Here is a 16,591-nt window from a genome sequence, read left to right as displayed (position 1 = left end):
GAGATTGGAGTGTGGCCTGACTCAAGCGACGGAAGAAATTCGTCTCGCTGGTCGGCCGTGAGAGATCTTGTTTGCGGCTATCGTGGCCGCTTGTGAGATATAAGATACCTGCCTGTGTGTACTCATGTATAGGCTTGTTGGCGTGATTTTGGGAAGTTTTTATTTAGAGGAAAACGGGCGAGAAAGTCGGTTTGTAACTAGAAAAGAGGACGCGCGATGAGGAAGGAATTTAACCGCGTAATCCGCGGTTCACTTCTCTTGGAATGTGAGAGAGCGGGTACCTGATTCGCACGCCCAAGCGGACTTGGGCGTGGCACCCGTTGGATTGGGGTTGTTGGTGAGTGTTGGGCGTGGGGAACGGAATTGGTTGGTGGTTTGTTGTTGTCTGGTCTGCGTTCTTATTCTGTGTGTCGCCCAAACGGTAGATTTGTCTTGCGATGAGCAATCGGCCTTACCGGAAGACCCCTCACATTCGGTCGCAGGTCGCTAGCGGTGTAGTCAGTGGAAGCAGGATGCCGAATCGATAACTGTTGGGCCGCTACCCGCGGCGCATTGGGACCACCCATTGCCAGCTAACGCCGATCTCCCCCATGTCCTGCTGAGGTTCCGTCGTGAAGAAGTCGCTAAGTATTGTCATTCCGGTTCACAATGTTCAGTCGAGCATCGGTGCCGAGGTGGATCGTTTGTTAGAGATCGTGTCCGATCTGACGACCGATTTCGAATTGATGATCGTCGACGACGGTTCGACTGACGGCACCGAAGAAGTGCTGTACGAGATTTCGTGCCGTTTTCCGCAGGTCCGTTCGCGCCGCTACACCCCGCAGCGTGGCAAAGCGACTGCGATTGATCTGGGCGTGGCCGCGGCTGCCGGCGAGGTGGTGATGATTCAGGATATGGATCGCAAGCTGACGACCGAAGACATTCAATCGCTGTGGGCGATGCACATCGACGCTTCGATCGCTCACGGCGCTGCCGTCCCGCAACGGCCTGCACGTCAGGTGCTGCCACCGACGCTGGTTGTGCCCAAGCAAACCAAGCCAGCTAAACCGCTGCTGCCTAACGATCCGCAGCCGCTGCCGCAAGACCTGCTCTCGCGACTCTCGGACTGGGGTGCGGATATCGCCGAGCTGGAATCGCTTACGGAAGTTTCGCTTCCCGCAGAAGAAGTCACCGCGGCCACGCAGGAAGTGGTTCAGCCCCCTGCACCGCGTTTGAAAATGCCACGATTCCTGCGACGAATTCAAGAATTCGCGACCGGCGAATAACAGGCAATCTGAGAAAGGTTTTCCGCTTGTCCAGATCCTGTCCCTTACAGGTGGAGTTGCGGCGAATTATTTTCCGATAAATGTGGTAAAGTCTTGATTCGATCGGAACCATTCGATAGAATCAGCCAGTGCCTTCAAAATGTTTCAGGCGATATTTTCCTCATTTTCCCACCATGGCGAACTTTCCGGCATTGAGTGCTGAAGAGGTAGCCCGGGCAGCTTCGGAATCATTCCGATGCTTGAAGCGTTTTCAGGCATACTTATCACGAAGTTCGGTCACGTCCTGTTTCTCCTCGAGGGCGTAACTAGACTTCCAAACTAGGCTTGGCAGACGGGACTAGGCACCCCAGCCAAACGGCCTTGGTTCGCAGTAAACGGAACAGACAAGAAGCATTCCAACAACCCTTGCACTTAGCGCCCGCGCGCTGATTGGTAAGATTGCTGTTGTGTAGTCTTTGCGTTGCTACTGACTTTGGCCCTGCGGCAGTCGGTCAAGCCTCCGGAACAAGGGAGGACTTCTCATGGCAACGGTTCCATTTACTATGGATCCCGCGGTATACGCGTTCGCGCCTTCCGAGATGGGCAACAGGTCCCCTCGTAAGCTGCATCGCATCCGCGAACTTCGCAAACAACAAGGTGTTTCGCTTCGCACGGCCTCCAGAAAGTTGGGCATGCCCGCTTCTCAGGTGCGTGAAGAAGAGAAGCCTGACACCGATCTATTGGTCTCGCAACTCTCGCAATGGGCTGACATCTTGGATGTGCCGATCGCGGACCTTCTGGAAGAACCCCAGAACAATCTTTCGTCGCCGATTCGTGAACGTGCCAAGCTGGTGCGGATCATGAAAACGGTCAAGGCAATTTCCGAGCGGACTCAGGAAGCCAACATCGGAATTCTGGCCGAGGTGCTGGTCGATCAACTGGTCGACTTGATGCCGGAACTGGCCGAAATCAATGCCTGGAACAATGTCGGCCAGCGTCGTTCGTTGAACGATCTTGGTCAGATAGCCGAACGGCGTATTTCCTGCGATTCCATTATCAGCGCGATGCGAGACTAACGCTTCTGTCGCGCTTCGATTAATGAACTTTCCCCTGGTACCCAGGCTGCTCGGATGCGGCCTGGGTTCAATTATTTCTTGCAAGCGGCGGGCGCTACACCAGGTCTTTCAGATGGAAGTGAAACTTGCCGAGCTTCCCCCCGTAGTTGCCGGCCGAAATGACCAGCACTCCTTCGGTGGCGGCGGCATACATGGCCGTTTTCATTCCCAGGGCGACGGCCTCTTCGCTGGTACCATCCAAGACAATCTCCAGCACGCAGTTGGCACCTTCGACCACTTGGGATTCGACCCGCCCCCGTAGCGTGGGGCAGTTGGTGTCGGAGGTCGAAGCCCTCAGACTCTTATACTTCGAGCCCACTTTGCTGCCGCTGCGAGCCACGCCGCCGGGAAACGGCGCGATAATATCGGCCAGCGGAGCAAGGGCCTCGATCGCCTGGCGAGCGGCGGTTAGCGCCAACTTTTGATCGACGGCCTGAAAGATGATGTTGCCGCCGGCGACCCCTTTCTCGATGCCGAGCGACTCGACGCAGAAGAATTCGCCATCCATGACGGGAATCCGCCAGTAACGTGTGCCGGCGATGACTTTGCTTTTCTGGAAGCCGTCGCCAAAGTAGCGAAGGGATTTGCCCAGCGGCATCCTTTTTTCAGCCGCAGGTAGACCATCGAAGACGGCCGTCGACGCGCAGGTCATCACGCACTGGCCGACCCGTTTGGTGATGGCTTTGGCCAACGCATCGGCCGAGAAACCAAAGGCCAGCACCGAAGCGCCGGGGCGGCCATCAGGCGATTCGTCTGGGGAAAGGAGTCGTTCGACACCCACTTCGGCGTCGCAGGCTATCACGCTGCTGCCGTAGCCGCAAGCTTCGTGGGTGGCGGCCTGCAGCCAGTGGTCGTCGAAGGCGGTGATAATCAGCCGCGTGTAGACCATGCCGAACGCTTCAGCGAAGGTGTCAACGATCTGCGTGTTGCCAATCTGCACAGGTGCATTCCCCGGGATCTGGATGAATTCGAGACGTTCTATCTTCCCCCGCCTTGCAGGCATTGCCAACCCCGCACCGCCGGCGGGCTGGGTAACCAAATCGTCGCTGGCGATCTACAATAGGGTAACCCATAGCATCTTTCCCTCGCAGAATCTCCGACCTTGATGACGAACGAACAAACGCCCAGGCCCCGCGCCGCCGTGATTGGTGGTGGTATTTCCGGACTTGCCGCCGCGCATCGCCTGATGGAACTCAACGGTTCGCTGGACATTCATGTCTTTGAAGCCGATAGCCGTCTGGGTGGCGTTCTGCAGACGACCCACACCGACGACGGTTACCTGCTGGAAAACAGCGCCGATAACTTCATCACCAACATTCCGTACGCGCTCGATTTGTGCCGCCGCCTGGGAATGGAAGAAGAACTGCTGCCAACCAACGAATCGCTGCGCAAAGCATATGTCGTGCGGCGCGGCAAGCTGTACCCTGTGCCGGAAGGATTCGTCCTGATGGCCCCGAGCAAGATGTGGTCGGTGATTACGACCCCGATTTTAAGTTGGGCAGGCAAGTTGCGGCTGGCCAGAGAGTACTTCGTTCCCAAGCGAGAAGATACTTCCGACGAATGCCTGGAGTCGTTCGTCACGCGTCGCTTGGGGAAGGAAGCGTACGAACGTCTCGTGCAGCCACTGATTGGCGGGATCTATACGGCCGATCCGACGAAGCTCAGTATTCAGGCCACGCTACGGCAATTTGTGGAGATGGAGCGAAAGCATGGGAGCCTGATCAAAGCGGCCCAGCACAATAGCAGCGAGAACGGTAAGAAGAACGAAAGTGGCGCGCGGTACTCGATGTTTGTCGCGCCCAAGCAGGGGATGGGGCGTTTGATCGAGCGGCTGACGCAGCGACTGGCCGGTCAGACGATTCATTTGAACACGCCGGTCTTGGCCGTCGAGAAAACGGACGACCATTGGACCGTGCGAACACCGGATGAAGCGTACACATTCGATGCCGTCGTCATGGCGCTGCCAGCTCCGGCGGCGTCGAAAGTTCTTCATGCGTTTCCCATGTTGGGTGAGAACCTGGAAGCGATTCCGTACGCCGGTTGCAGCGTGGCGATCCTGGCCGTGGATGAGAAGCAGATCGCTCGTCCGATTTCAGGCTTTGGGTTTGTTGTGCCTGAGATCGAACAGCGGAAGATCCTGGCCGGCAGTTTTTCCAGCGCCAAGTTCCCTGGGCGTGCGCCGGACGGAAAGGTGATCATCCGCGTTTTCGTCGGGGGGGCGTGTCATCCGGAACTGGCCGACCTTTCGGACGACGAGATGAAGCAGGTCGTGCTGAAGGAACTGGGGGAACTGATTGGCTTGAGCGGAGAGCCTGAGAAGTTTCTCGTGACGCGGTGGATGGGGAAGATGCCGCAGTATCACCTGGGGCATCTCGACCGGGTAGCGATGCTCGAGGCGGAAGCGGCTCGGCTGCCTGGCTTCCAACTGGCCGGCAATGCGTACCGTGGCGTGGGGGTTCCGCAGTGTATTCAAAGCGGCGAGCAAGCGGCTCAGCGCGTGTGCGATTACCTAAGCGGACGCTAGGTTGATGCTCGATACCTGGCCGTCGAAGAAGTTGATGTCGAGGCCGGCATGTTCGTCTTTGGCTTTCTGCAGTGCGTTGAGCGCTGCTTCGGGGTCGTCGTTGTATTGCCGGGCGAACTCTTGCTGATTGGTAGCGGATTGGATTGCGGCGGTCTGAGCGGCGATTTCGGCGAGCAGGCGTTGGGCTTCTTCCGATTGCTGGAGCAAACCTTTGGCTTGTTGGGCAAACGCGTCAGCGCCGTCGACAGCGATTTCGCCGTTGGGATTGATTCGCAGCTGGAACGAATCAGGCAGCTCTTGTCCTGCTTGATGGAACGTGCGGCGAAGAAGGTCTTCGAGCTCTTCCAGCGAACGGCCGAGCTGGTCCTGGAGTTCGCCTGTGTTGCTGCCCAGCAGACCGCTGGCGGCTAGAAACGATTCAAGCGAGGACTCAGCAGGGGCGGCCGTTTCGGGGTTGGTTTCCCCTTCCCCTTGAAACAGCGAGAAGACCCCAGCGGAAAGTTGCTTCGCCGCTCCGGCCGCCATTGATGCGGCGCCAATTCCTAGTGGTAAAGCGGTCGCAATATTCATCCGCGCATCCCTGCAGTAATGACAGCCCCCCGTCATTCATGATATCGGCCATGCTGGCATGCCGACTTTAACGATTAGTGGGTTTACAAAGGGGGTAGGCTACGGCTGCGGACCAGCGTGGTCAAGAAAAAGAAAAAGTTCCCATTACCTACGATTGCCAGGCAATCCAACCTCTCGCTGGTATCTCAGGATACCCTGCCCCAGAATGAGGTGACTCTTAGGTAATGGGAACAAATTCTATGATTGATAAGCGAATTCCGGAGTTAATGATTGGCGAACCCAATGGTTACTACTACGGGAAGTCGCAATTTTTTTTCTGATAACTTGGTTTATCGAGCAGATTACCCCCCAACTTGAACAGCGTCAAGAAAAATCCCCCAAAAATGGTGTGCTAAGGATGGCCCAAGCGGCACTGCGCTTGGATTAGGGGCCACTAGACTTAGGCTGCTACGAGCGAAGGGTGGAAAGCTTCCACTTCGCGTAGTTGCAGAATATTTCGGTAAAGGTCGACATATTGTCGCGCGGCGTCGTGCCAGCAGAAGCGCGAAGCCGCTTGCTGAAGCAGGCTGGCGTACTCAGGCGACGCGTTATACGTTGTCATGCCGCGATGATAGACGTCGAGCATGTGCTGAGTGTTGAAGTCGTCCCAGTAGAACGCTCGCTGGCCGCCGATCTCTGGCAGGCTCGTACGCCGCGCCAGGAACACAGGCTTGCCGACCGTCATCGCTTCAATCGGCGGCAGGCCGAAACCTTCGGTCAGTGAAGGGAAGACAAATGACTCGCAGTTCTCGTACAGCCACTGACGCTGCTGGTCACTGATAGGTCCCGGAAGCATCACGCGATCCGAGAGTTGTAGCCGCTCGATCGTGCGTCGCATTTCAGCGGCGTATTCGGAATCGTTCTGTCCGGCGATGACCAACTGATGATTGGGTAATTGCTGAATGAGGTCGAGCAGGACGTGGAAGTTCTTTTTCCGGTCGATGATCCCGATGCTGAACAAGTACGGACGGCTGGCGTTGATCCATGCCGGCTGCTCGGCGGGCAGCTTCGATACATCGGGCCGGCCGTTATAGATGACCTGCAGTGGCTTGCCTTGCAGGTCGAAATAAGACTTCACTTCACCGGCGACAAACTTCGAGATGACCGTGACAGCATCGGCGCGTCGAATCAAGCGAGCGATACGACGATGCTCACGCTCGATTTTCGGGCCCTTTTTCTCGCGTAGGTAGTTCAGATCGTGAATCGTCAGCAAGACGCGGGTCTTGGGATTCAATGGAAGGTACTTGGCTTGCTGATGCGTGGCATGCCACAGAGCGTATTCGGGCGCACGCCCTATCTGCGTCCAGCGATACCAACGTTGGAAGATCTCTTTTCGCCAAGGCTTCGCTTCCAAGACATCCGGCGTCCCGAAATCATTCATTTGGGCCGCGGTGACGAAGGGGATTGGTCGCAGGCCGCGGTTGCACATTTCCGTGGTCAACGCATGTCCGAGATTGCGGGCAAATTGCCCCAGCCCGGAACAACAGTTCCGAGACTTCTCGAGATCGAGGACGATACGTGGTGGTGGATTGAGCATGAAGTCGCGTTACCAAGAACGACAGCCTGCGTCGTTCGCCTTTTTCATGAGATAGCAGTGCTGGTGATTTCTTGCAGCTGGCCACCTCGTTGTCTGGAAAAAGGAGGTGCAACATCAATAAATGTTGATGAAATCGCATCTCCCAGACGACGAGAGAGTACCTGTTTCATCGGCGATGTGGAATAGCGATATGAGTCAAGTAATGGGCGACGGTAAGATCCGCAGTATCGGACTGCAATCACAATAACTGTAAGAAGTTAACAACCTGGGCCGGCGAACACCCCCGCACGCTTGGTTCTGCTCTGAAAATAGGGCAGAATAAGACCTTCTACTCGTCCTAGTTCTCTGATTAACCCCCCCTGACATCAACGCTCTCCTGAGGATTTGCCCCTGTGAATATCTACCTGGGAATCGATATTGGTACTTCCGGCACCAAAACTATCGCCATGGCGGAAGATGGATCGATCTTGGCCGATGCCTCTGCTAGCTACCCGGCATCGCATCCCAAACCCCTCTGGAGCGAGCAAGACCCCGAACTGTGGTGGAAAGCAACGGTCAAAACGGTCAAGAAGGTCGTCCAGCTAGCAAAAGCCAAGCCTGAAGATGTCAAAGCGATTGGTCTTTCGGGGCAGATGCACGGATCGGTCTTTCTCGATAAGAACGACCAGGTCATTCGCCCAGCCCTGCTGTGGAACGATCAGCGCACGGCAGCCGAGTGCGCGGAAATCGAATCCCGCGCCGGCGGTCGTAAGAAGCTGATCAAGATGGTGGCCAACCCGGCTCTGACCGGCTTCACCGCTCCCAAGGTGCTCTGGCTGCGGAACAACGAGCCCAAGAACTTCGACCGTCTCAAGAAAGTGCTGCTGCCCAAAGACGAGATCCGCCGCCGCTTGACCGGCGAGTACGCCACCGAGGTGAGCGATGCCAGCGGCATGCTGCTTTTGGATGTCTCGAAGCGGGCCTGGTCGACCGAACTGCTCTCTAAGTTGGAACTCGACCCCGATCTGTTGGGCAAGGTTTACGAATCGGAAGACGTGACCGGCAACCTGACCAAAGAGGCTGCCAGGCAGTTGGGGCTGACAACCGATTGCGTGGTGGTTGGCGGGGCAGGGGACTGTGCGGCCAACGCGCTGGGCAACGGCGTGGTCAAGAAGGGGATCCTGGCCAGCAGCCTGGGAACCAGCGGCGTAATGTTCGTGCATAGCGACGAAATGGCCGCCGATCCGGAAGGACGTTTGCATACGTTCTGCCATGCCGTTCGTGGCAAATGGCACATGATGGGGGTCACGCTATGTGCCGCCGGAACACTGGAATGGTTCGTGCAGAAGTTATGTGCCGAGATGCGCGGGCCACGCGGCAAGAGCGATCCTTACTCGGCGCTGATGAAGGAAGCTGAAGCGATTCCTGCCGGCAGCGAAGGATTGATGATTCTACCGTACCTGGCCGGCGAGCGGACGCCACATGCCGATCCGGATGCCCGCGGATGCTTTATCGGGATCACGCTGAAGCACGAGCGAGCGCACCTCGTCAGGGCCATCATGGAAGGGGTGACTTACTCGCTTCGCGAAAGCCTGGAAGTGCTGGACCAGATGAAGATCCCTGTTCGCCAGGTCCGCGCCGGTGGTGGTGGTGCCAAGAGTGCGTTCTGGCGACAGATGCAGGCCGATGTATTTGGCAAAAAGGTTGTTAAGCTGAATGCAGAGCAAGGGCCTGCGTTTGGTGTCGCCTTGTTGGCGGCGACCGGTGCCGGTGCTTATAAGAACATTCAAGAGGCCTGTGCGGCGACGATCAGCGAAGTGGCGGAAACGACGCCTGATCGCGCGGCGAAGAAATACTACGATAAGGCGTTCCCGGTGTATCAAGATCTGTATCGGTCGCTGAAAGCGGACTTCAAGAAGCTGGGGAGCCTCGGCGACTGATCTCGTTTGAAATGAGGTGGCGACATGACGTGCCGATTTTACCGCGAGCAGGAGGTAAGCCAACTGCTCGACATGGCCACGGCCATTGAAGTGGTTGACGAAAGTTTTCGACAACTCGGTACCGGTGGAGCCGAAAACATTCCGCGGCATCGCGCACGCGCCCCAGGTTTCGTCCTGCATGGTATGCACGCGGCGGCTGAATACCTGGGGACCGCCGGGTGGAAGATGTACACCACCACGCGGATCGGGGCGAAGTTCATGGTCGGTATCTACGATATCGACAGTGGTCAGATGATCGCACTGCTCGAGGCCGACAAACTCGGCCAGATGCGCACCGCCGCTTCATCCGCGGTCGGGGCTCGTTATCTGGCCAGGAAGCCGGTAACGCAGCTGGGCCTGTTCGGTACCGGTTGGCAGGCCGAGTCGCAGTTGGAAGCGATGGCGACCGAGTTTCCCCTGACGCAGGCCTTCGTCTACTCGCGCGATCAAGAGAAACGCGAGTCGTTCGCCGATCGCATGTCGGAAAAGTGCAAAATCGAAATCGTACCGGTGCATGACCCACGCGATGCGGTGGAAGATCTACCGCTGGTCATCACCGCCACCACCAGCAAGCATCCCGTCTTCGATGGCAACCAGTTGGCCGAAGGGGCTTTGGTGTGCGCGATGGGGGGCAACTGGGCCTACAAGCGAGAGGTGGATGTCGTCACGATCCGCCGCGCCGACAACTGGGTGTGCGACTCGATCGAGGCCTGTCAGGGAGAGGCTGGCGATTACCTGCTGGCTCAGGAAGAAGGCTACTTCGACTGGGACGCTGCCGTTTCGCTCTCGGACGTAATCGCCGGGACGGTCATCGGCAGAAACAATGCCGACAGCATTGTGGTGTATAAGACGGTGGGCCTGGCCGTTCAGGACGTGGCGCTGGGAACGAAGTTTCTGCAGCGCGCAGCGGAAGTGCCGGGATTGGGAACCGACTTGCCGTTCTAGCGAATCTCTTTCGCGGGGTTTTGGGGGACTTCCGCGACCGATTCTTTGGGCTGAGCTGGCTCGGGAGGCGTCTGCTCGGTTTCCGCCGAAATCGATTCTGCTGCCGCGACGCGCAGTTGAACTTCCGATGCGTAGCGTGTCGCTGGCCGGCTGCATTGCAGCTCGGGGCGAATCAGGAACTGGCCTGCTTCTTTGGTCTCGACCGTGACCGTCAAGCGAACGCTTTGGCCGGCTTCGATGGTCAATGGATCGAACAACGCTTGCCCCGGGGCGATGCGTCCGGTGTGCCCTTCGACTTGGATTGGCTCGATCCCTTCCGACATGTTGACTACGGCCTGAACCAGGTCGCTCGGCTTGTCGCTCAGGTTGGTGATCTCGATGCCGTATTGGACGGGCTTACCTTGGATGACGGTAGCTGATGGGGTGAAGATCTCCATCTTCAACGCGTCGACGGGATGCTGCATCTTCTCGGAGGCGAATTGCGACTTCACTTCTCGCTTGACCGGTTCGGTAGCCGCGACCTGTGGGGCGGGCGGCGCGGGGAGCGCGGTCCAGGTCACTTCAACCGAGTCGCTGGCGATCGATTGCAGCAGCTTCCAGTCTTCAGCCGTCACCAACAGCGAGTTGGCGGCCGGGACCTGGTTTTCGGTATCGATCACGACGGCAACCTCGCCGAGCGAGAGCTTGGTGACACCTTCGATGGTTTCAGCGTTCAGCTTGGCGTTTTCAGGAATGGTGATCGAATGCTGTCCGATGGCCATGTGTCCGGCGTAAAGCTGGCCGACAGCCACGCGAATCGATTTCGAAGGCAAGTCAACATGCAGGGTGATGGGGCCTTCGAGCACTTTGATCGAGTCCCCAGGCGTTGGGTTGTAGTCGTCGGCCCACTGGTTGATCGATCGCAGGAAGCTTTCGGGGATGTTGTGCTCTTGGGAAACTTCTTCCAGGCTCATGCCTGGGCGAAAGGTCAACGCTGGCTTGGCCAGATGCTTGTTGGGAGCGAAGATCACGGTCTTGGCGAGTTCGTTTCCTTTGGCCAGGACTTGTTCGCGCTGAGGATCGGTGAGATCTTCGCGATAGGCCAGGCGTTGAATCTGAGCGAGTGCGGTAGCCCAGGTGAATCCGGCTTCCGATGCTTCGATTTCGGCCCAGGCATCTTCAAAGGAAAGGGCCTGTGGCGTGATGTCTTGGGGTGCTGGGGCTTCCGCTTCAGGGGCCGGCGTGCTGACGGTTTGGGTAGCGGCATCCGCCGAGAAGCGACTGCCCGGATTGGTAGCCGGGGTGTTGGCAGAAACGGGGATCACCGGAAGCGAGTCAGGCTGCTTTTCGAGCACGGGGTTCGCAACGAACTGGTCGGCCGGCTTGGCTTGTTCGGTCGTCAGGACCGTCGGCACTTCCTGGACGCTTATCTGGCTGCGATTCTCGGCGAGTTCCGCAAATGCTTCTTCCGAGAACAGCGGTGCCGTGTCGGGACCTTTGGCTTCACCTGAAGGAGATGAGGCCATTTGATTGCGGTAGATCACGTAACCGTTGTACGCAACACAGACTAAAAGTCCCACGATCAATAGATTACGAAGTACGGACACGGCATCCTCGGCTGGAGCGAGTTTTATCGAAATAATTGCGCAAGTTGGTGTGCTGTATCAAATTCTCAAAAGTGCATCCAGACCAATTGGGGGAGAAATTGCCGGCAAATTCGGACGAGCCTGCCCCAGGCCGATAAAATCCATGGCAGGAAATGGCATCTTCTTCTAGGATTAAGGTGTTAACGATCACTTCTCCTTCCTTGCCAACCGGTGAGCATGCACCGACCTGCCCCTACCGCCGACTGGTCTTCGCCAAAGTTGCCTGACGGAGAAGGTGCGCTAGCAGAGCCAGCACATCACGAAAGTTCCTCGGGGTGGCTTCGCTTTGAAACGATCCAAAACTCGGCTTCGTTTCTGGTGTCGCTGATTTTTCATTTCTCGCTGGTCATGCTGTTGGCCATGTTCACGATCATCGATCCGCCGACCAAGCAGATTGAACTGGTGATGGTCGAGCCTGAGGTGGAAGACCGCGAGCGTCCGCTGGAGATCGAGCTTGACGAGTCAGAGAAGATCGCCAAGGAAATGACCCTTGCCAATCTGACCACCCCCGAGCAAGGGATGGAAGGAATGGTCGAGGCATCGCTCAAAGCACCTCAACTGGAATTGCCACCGACTGAGTTCGCCAACGCCCCCCTGGTGGCGCTGCAAGCCGAGGCCTTTCTGACCAAGGATGTCGATTCGCTCATCGAAGACATGCCGGTTGGGACGGTCGGCTCGGTGCAGGCCGTCGTTGGTGACTACCAGGAAGCGATGGATCAGATCTCGCAAGAGTTGATCTGGATGCTCTCCAAGAACAAGGTTCTGGTCGTCTGGCTGTTCGATCAGTCGGAAAGCATGAAGGATGACCAGGCGAAGATTCGTCAGCGAATTCATCGTATCTACGCGGAAGTGGGACTCAGCGAACATGCCAAAGGGGATGCGTTGACCACCGGCGTGGCGAGTTTCGGGCAAGGTTTCCAGCTGCATACCAGGGCCCCCACGGCCGATCCTGAGGAAGTGGACGAGGCGATTGCCGCGGTGCCGATCGATCCGTCGGGCGAAGAGATGTTCAGCTCGGCCGTGGCCGAAGTGCTGACGCTGCATCGCCGCTATGCCAAGATCGCCGATCGCAAGATCGCGCTGATTGTCGTGACTGACGAAAGTGGCAACAGCGATGACAATGAAGGCCGCCTGGAGAAGGCGATCTCGATTGCCCGGGCGACTGACACGCGGGTATTTATCCTGGGACGCGAAGCGGTCTTCGGGTATCCGTTTGCCCACGTGCAGTGGATGCATCCCGAAGAAGGAACGATCCATCTATTGCCGGTCGATCGCGGACCGGAAGCGGCATTGATTGAACAGCTACAGACCGATGGTTTCGGCAAGCGGACCGATGCGCTGACCAGCGGTTTTGGCCCGTTCGAGCAGGTCCGCATGGCCAAAGAAACCGGCGGTATCTTTTTCATGCTGCCTGGCGAAGAAGCCAACATCAACAACGCGATCGATCGTCGCTACGAACCTAAGACGATGGACATGTATCGTCCGAACCTGAGTTCACGGATGGAGCAGGTCGGCGAGGTGAAAAACGATCCCTTGAAAACGCTGGTTACCAAGATCATCTACGACCTGAATCCGTATCAGGAAAGCGTGGCGGACGTGATCGAGATTCAGCAGGTTTTCAGTGGTGACTTGCAGCGGTTTCGCCAACAGGTACGTCAGCAGCAAGCCAAGATGATCACCTATATCACGTACCTGGACCGAGCGATCGAAGCGGCGGAGAACAATCGTAACCTGCGAGACGACTCGACCTCGCTGCGTTGGAATGCCAACTACGATTTGCTATATGGTCAGCTGTTGGCCTATCGAGCACGCGCGTTTGAATATGGTGCCTACCTGACGAAGTTCGCGGATAACCCGCCGGCTCCGCCGCAAATGCCGGCGTACATGGAGTTCCGCGGTTGGCGATTGGCCACGACCGACGAGCTATCGGCCCCAGACAAGACGGAAGCGGACATCTCTCTCTCGCGAGATGTGCTGCAGTTTGTCATGCAAGAGCACGCAGGAACCCCGTGGTCTACACGCGCCAGCTGGGAGATCAAACGTGGTTTTGGTGTGAAGCTGGAACCGATCTTCTTCGATACCCGCCGCATCAATCGCCCGCGGCCCGGCCCTCCGGGCGGACCACCACGGATGCCGGTGCAGATCCCGAAGCTCTAATTCGAACTGCACCCGAATTTGTTAGCTGAGCTGCGAGATGGCTTTCCAAAGTTTCGGCGGAGACATGGGCAGCTTGAACATGCGTGCCCCGCACGCGTGATAGATGGCCGATTGCACGGCTGCCGGGGGAGGCACGATCGGCGTTTCCCCTACACCGCGCACACCGTAAGGATGATCGGGGTTGGGGACCTCGACGATGATCGTATCGATCATTGGCAGGTCGTAGCACGTGGGCATGCGATAGTCTAGCAGCGAGGCGTTGGCCATCGTGGCGTCGTCGCGATAGAAGTATTCTTCATTGAGAGCCCAGCCGATGCCCTGTACGGCTCCCCCTTGAAGCTGTCCTTCGACGTAGCTGGGATGAATGGCCTTGCCGGCGTCTTGAATGGCCGTGTAACGAAGGACACGCACCTTGCCGGTCTCGGGATCGACTTCGACGTCGCAGATATGCACGCCGAAACCGTTGGTCGAGACATCCTTCGAGATCGAAGCCCTGCCGACGACCGGCTCGCCGATCTCGGGTAGTTGCTCGGCAAGTTCGCGGAAGGTGATCTTCTTGTTATCGCAGCCGACAAAAGTGCCACTGTCGAAGCGAACGTCTTCCACGTCGCATTCCCAGAGCGTGGCCGCTCGCTGGCAAAGCTGTTTGCGTAGATCGAGTCCCACTTCATAGGCAGCCAGCCCGGTGGCAAATGTGGTGCGGCTTCCGCCGGTGACGTCGGTGTAGCCGACGCTATCGGTGTCGACCACCTTGGGGTGAACGTCTTCCGCGGCAATGCCCAGCGTTTCGGCTAGCTGCATGGCGATCGACGTGCGCGTGCCGCCGATGTCGGTTGAACCTTCCAGCAGGTTGACGGTGCCGTCGGAGTTGACCGTGGCCGAGACACTCGACTTCAGGCCGATGTTGAACCAGAAGCCGGCGGCGATGCCACGGCCGCGGTGTTTGCCTTCCAGCGGTGTGTTCCAGTGGTCGCTGTTCTTGGCAGCTTCCAGGCACTCGATCAGGCCGACTCGCGGATAGATCGGGCCATCGACTCGGCGTGTTCCTTCCTTGGCGGCGTTCTTCAGACGCAGCTCAAGAGGGCAGATGCAAAGCGTATCGGCCAGTTCGTTCATGACCGACTCGAACGCGAACGCGGCCTGCGTGGCACCCGGCGCGCGGTAGGCCTGGGTCTTGGGTTTATTCAAGCAGACGTCGTAGCCATGCACCCGGGCATTGGGCAGCTCGACGCAGCTGAAGACGCACATGCAGCCAGGTCCGATCACGCCGCCAGGGTAGGCTCCGGCGTCGTAGGCCAGGTAAGCATCGCCAGCAACAAGCTTGCCCTCTTTAGTCGCACCGATCTTGATTTTCATGTACGAACCCGGCGTGGGGCCGGTGGCTTCCAGAACCTCGTCCCGCTGCATGACCATCTTCACCGGTCGACCACACTTGCGGCTCAGCAGTGCCGCCACGGGTTCCAGGTAAACGGCGATCTTGCCGCCGAATCCGCCACCAATTTCGCACGGGGTGACGGTGACGCGGGAAAGAGGGATTTGCAGAAGCTCGGCGACCTGCTGGCGACAGGTAAAGGAACCTTGTGTGGAGGTCCAGATCTTGAGTTTGCCATCTTCGTTCCAGAGAGCGATCGAATTGTGAGGTTCGATGTAGCCTTGGTGGACCGTGGCCGTTTTGAACTCGCGCTCGATGACAACATCTGCCGATGCCAACGCGGCTTCGACGTCCCCTTGCTCGAACTGAAGATGCGTGGCGATGTTGGTTGGTTTGTCTCCCTTGGCACCCATGTAATCGGTGCGCAGGTCTTCGTGCAGAATCGGCGCGTCGTCCTGCATCGCATCCTGCACCCACAGCACGGACGGAAGCGTTTCGTACTCGACCTTGATCAGCGACAACGCCTCTTCGGCGATGTGAACATTGCGAGCAGCGACGGCCGCGATGGCATGCCCTTTGTACAGGGCCTTGTCGATGGCCATGCAGTTCTCGCTCAGGTCGGCCAGGTTGACTGCCCCTTCGCCGAGGTGGGCGATCTTGTCCTTCAAGTGCGGCCAATCTTCGCCCGTGATGACAGCGAGAACACCATCGAGGGCCTGGGCGGCAGAGGTATCGATCGACAAGATCTTGGCGTGCGCGTGAGGGCTACGCAGGATCTTGCCGTGTACCATGTCCGGAAAATGGACGTCGTTGGTATAGATGGCCCGGCCGGTGACCTTGTCGGTTCCGTCATGGCGGATTGGTCGCGTGCCCAGAACCTTGTACTTCTTGTCGCTATAGGAAATCGGAGATCCGTTCATGGTGGGCTTTCCTATTGTTGCTGCTGGGCTTGCTGTTGATTGGTTTGGTTTGGCTGCGGGTTCTGCTTGGGCGTACTGCCTGCCTGAATGCGTTCAGAGGCAGCTTGAACGCTGCGGACGATCTTGTCGTATCCGGTACAGCGGCAAAGGTTGCCGGCCAGGGCAAAGCGAATTTCTTCTTCGCTGGGATTGGGCTTCTTATCGAGTAAGGCCTTGGCCGCCACGATGAAACCCGGCGTGCAGATACCACATTGCAACGCCGCTCCTTCCAAGAAGCATTGCTGAATGGGATGTAGTTCGCCCCGGTTGGCGATCCCTTCGATGGTGGTCAGCTCGCGACCTTGTACTTCGACCGCCAGCACAATGCAGCTGTTGACCGGCTCGCCGTCGAGCAGCACAGTACACGCGCCGCAGTTGCCGTTGTTGCAGCCTTCCTTGGCACCGGTCAGTTGCAGCGAGTCTCGCAGCACTTCCAGCAAGCTCTGCCGCGGCTCGCAGAGGAAATCGTAGTTCTGGCCATTGATCGTGGTCGAGATGGCCATTTTCGCAGGGGCTTTACCTGGCATGGTGGGACTTTCCCGTAGA

The 16,591-nt window shown here is 57.8% G+C and carries 12 protein-coding genes; 6 read left to right on the top strand and 6 right to left on the bottom strand.

The annotated features are described in order from the left end of the window. Positions 1-611 precede the first annotated feature (611 nt). Together C5Y96_RS19220 and C5Y96_RS19215 are read left to right on the top strand one after the other, a co-directional pair. On the top strand, positions 612-1,265 hold the full coding sequence (locus tag C5Y96_RS19220) for a glycosyltransferase family 2 protein (protein ID WP_105356665.1): 654 nt from the start codon (positions 612-614) through the stop codon (positions 1,263-1,265). Positions 1,266-1,786: 521 nt separating this feature from the next. Beyond that, the gene (locus C5Y96_RS19215) at positions 1,787-2,320 is read left to right on the top strand and encodes a helix-turn-helix domain-containing protein (RefSeq protein WP_146115726.1); all 534 of its coding nucleotides are present in this window, start codon (positions 1,787-1,789) and stop codon (positions 2,318-2,320) included. Positions 2,321-2,414: 94 nt separating this feature from the next. Here C5Y96_RS19215 and fhcD read toward each other — a convergent pair whose 3' ends face one another. Next, the gene (fhcD, locus tag C5Y96_RS19210) at positions 2,415-3,323 is read right to left on the bottom strand and encodes a formylmethanofuran--tetrahydromethanopterin N-formyltransferase (RefSeq protein ID WP_409994428.1); all 909 of its coding nucleotides are present in this window, start codon (positions 3,321-3,323) and stop codon (positions 2,415-2,417) included. Between the two features lie 141 nt (positions 3,324-3,464). On the opposite strand from fhcD, the gene hemG reads away from it, so the two are divergent. Continuing rightward, the gene (gene hemG, locus C5Y96_RS19205; protein ID WP_105356658.1) at positions 3,465-4,883 is read left to right on the top strand and encodes a protoporphyrinogen oxidase; all 1,419 of its coding nucleotides are present in this window, start codon (positions 3,465-3,467) and stop codon (positions 4,881-4,883) included. Here hemG and C5Y96_RS19200 read toward each other — a convergent pair. Then, entirely contained in the window at positions 4,869-5,453 is a 585-nt protein-coding gene (locus C5Y96_RS19200; RefSeq protein ID WP_146115725.1) for a hypothetical protein, read from the bottom strand. The two genes, hemG and C5Y96_RS19200, sit on opposite strands and share 15 nt — an antisense overlap. Positions 5,454-5,892: 439 nt before the next feature. Beyond that, positions 5,893-7,029: a glycosyltransferase family 4 protein gene (locus C5Y96_RS19195; RefSeq protein ID WP_105356654.1), complete on the bottom strand. Its 1,137-nt coding sequence runs from the start codon at positions 7,027-7,029 to the stop codon at positions 5,893-5,895. Between the two features lie 392 nt (positions 7,030-7,421). Here C5Y96_RS19195 and xylB point away from each other — a divergent pair, with 392 nt between their 5' ends. Beyond that, on the top strand, positions 7,422-8,948 hold the full coding sequence (gene xylB, locus C5Y96_RS19190) for a xylulokinase (RefSeq protein WP_105356652.1): 1,527 nt from the start codon (positions 7,422-7,424) through the stop codon (positions 8,946-8,948). Positions 8,949-8,972: 24 nt separating this feature from the next. Beyond that, on the top strand, positions 8,973-9,932 hold the full coding sequence (locus tag C5Y96_RS19185) for an ornithine cyclodeaminase family protein (RefSeq protein ID WP_105356650.1): 960 nt from the start codon (positions 8,973-8,975) through the stop codon (positions 9,930-9,932). On the opposite strand, the gene C5Y96_RS19180 is transcribed toward C5Y96_RS19185, so the two are convergent. After that, complete coding sequence (locus C5Y96_RS19180) at positions 9,929-11,518, bottom strand: hypothetical protein (protein ID WP_146115724.1); 1,590 nt, start codon at positions 11,516-11,518, stop codon at positions 9,929-9,931. The two genes, C5Y96_RS19185 and C5Y96_RS19180, sit on opposite strands and share 4 nt — an antisense overlap. A gap of 216 nt (positions 11,519-11,734) precedes the next feature. On the opposite strand from C5Y96_RS19180, the gene C5Y96_RS19175 reads away from it, so the two are divergent. Next, positions 11,735-13,714 carry a vWA domain-containing protein gene (locus tag C5Y96_RS19175; RefSeq protein ID WP_105356645.1) on the top strand — a complete coding sequence of 660 codons (1,980 nt, stop codon included), beginning with the start codon at positions 11,735-11,737 and terminating at the stop codon, positions 13,712-13,714. Between the two features lie 21 nt (positions 13,715-13,735). Here the strand turns inward: C5Y96_RS19175 and C5Y96_RS19170 are convergent, their stop codons facing one another. Then, the gene (locus C5Y96_RS19170) at positions 13,736-16,006 is read right to left on the bottom strand and encodes a xanthine dehydrogenase family protein molybdopterin-binding subunit (RefSeq protein ID WP_105356639.1); all 2,271 of its coding nucleotides are present in this window, start codon (positions 16,004-16,006) and stop codon (positions 13,736-13,738) included. 11 nt (positions 16,007-16,017) lie between these two features. Further along, complete coding sequence (locus tag C5Y96_RS19165; protein ID WP_105356637.1) at positions 16,018-16,572, bottom strand: (2Fe-2S)-binding protein; 555 nt, start codon at positions 16,570-16,572, stop codon at positions 16,018-16,020. Positions 16,573-16,591: the final 19 nt, after the last annotated feature.

The organism is Blastopirellula marina, assembly GCF_002967715.1.
Taxonomy (GTDB): domain Bacteria; phylum Planctomycetota; class Planctomycetia; order Pirellulales; family Pirellulaceae; genus Bremerella; species Bremerella marina_B.
The sequence above is the reverse complement of the archived record's forward strand: the minus strand, read 5'-3'. Positions and strand labels throughout refer to the sequence as shown.

Excerpts from the sequence above, each read along its gene's own strand:
- C5Y96_RS19215 (WP_146115726.1), top strand. The coding sequence starts at position 1,787 with ATGGCAACGGTTCCATTTACTATGGATCCCGCGGTATACGCGTTCGCG.
- hemG (WP_105356658.1), top strand. The coding sequence starts at position 3,465 with ATGACGAACGAACAAACGCCCAGGCCCCGCGCCGCCGTGATTGGTGGT.
- C5Y96_RS19200 (WP_146115725.1), bottom strand. The coding sequence starts at position 5,453 with ATGAATATTGCGACCGCTTTACCACTAGGAATTGGCGCCGCATCAATG.
- C5Y96_RS19195 (WP_105356654.1), bottom strand. The coding sequence starts at position 7,029 with ATGCTCAATCCACCACCACGTATCGTCCTCGATCTCGAGAAGTCTCGG.
- C5Y96_RS19185 (WP_105356650.1), top strand. The coding sequence starts at position 8,973 with ATGACGTGCCGATTTTACCGCGAGCAGGAGGTAAGCCAACTGCTCGAC.
- C5Y96_RS19175 (WP_105356645.1), top strand. The coding sequence starts at position 11,735 with ATGCACCGACCTGCCCCTACCGCCGACTGGTCTTCGCCAAAGTTGCCT.
- C5Y96_RS19170 (WP_105356639.1), bottom strand. The coding sequence starts at position 16,006 with ATGAACGGATCTCCGATTTCCTATAGCGACAAGAAGTACAAGGTTCTG.
- C5Y96_RS19165 (WP_105356637.1), bottom strand. The coding sequence starts at position 16,572 with ATGCCAGGTAAAGCCCCTGCGAAAATGGCCATCTCGACCACGATCAAT.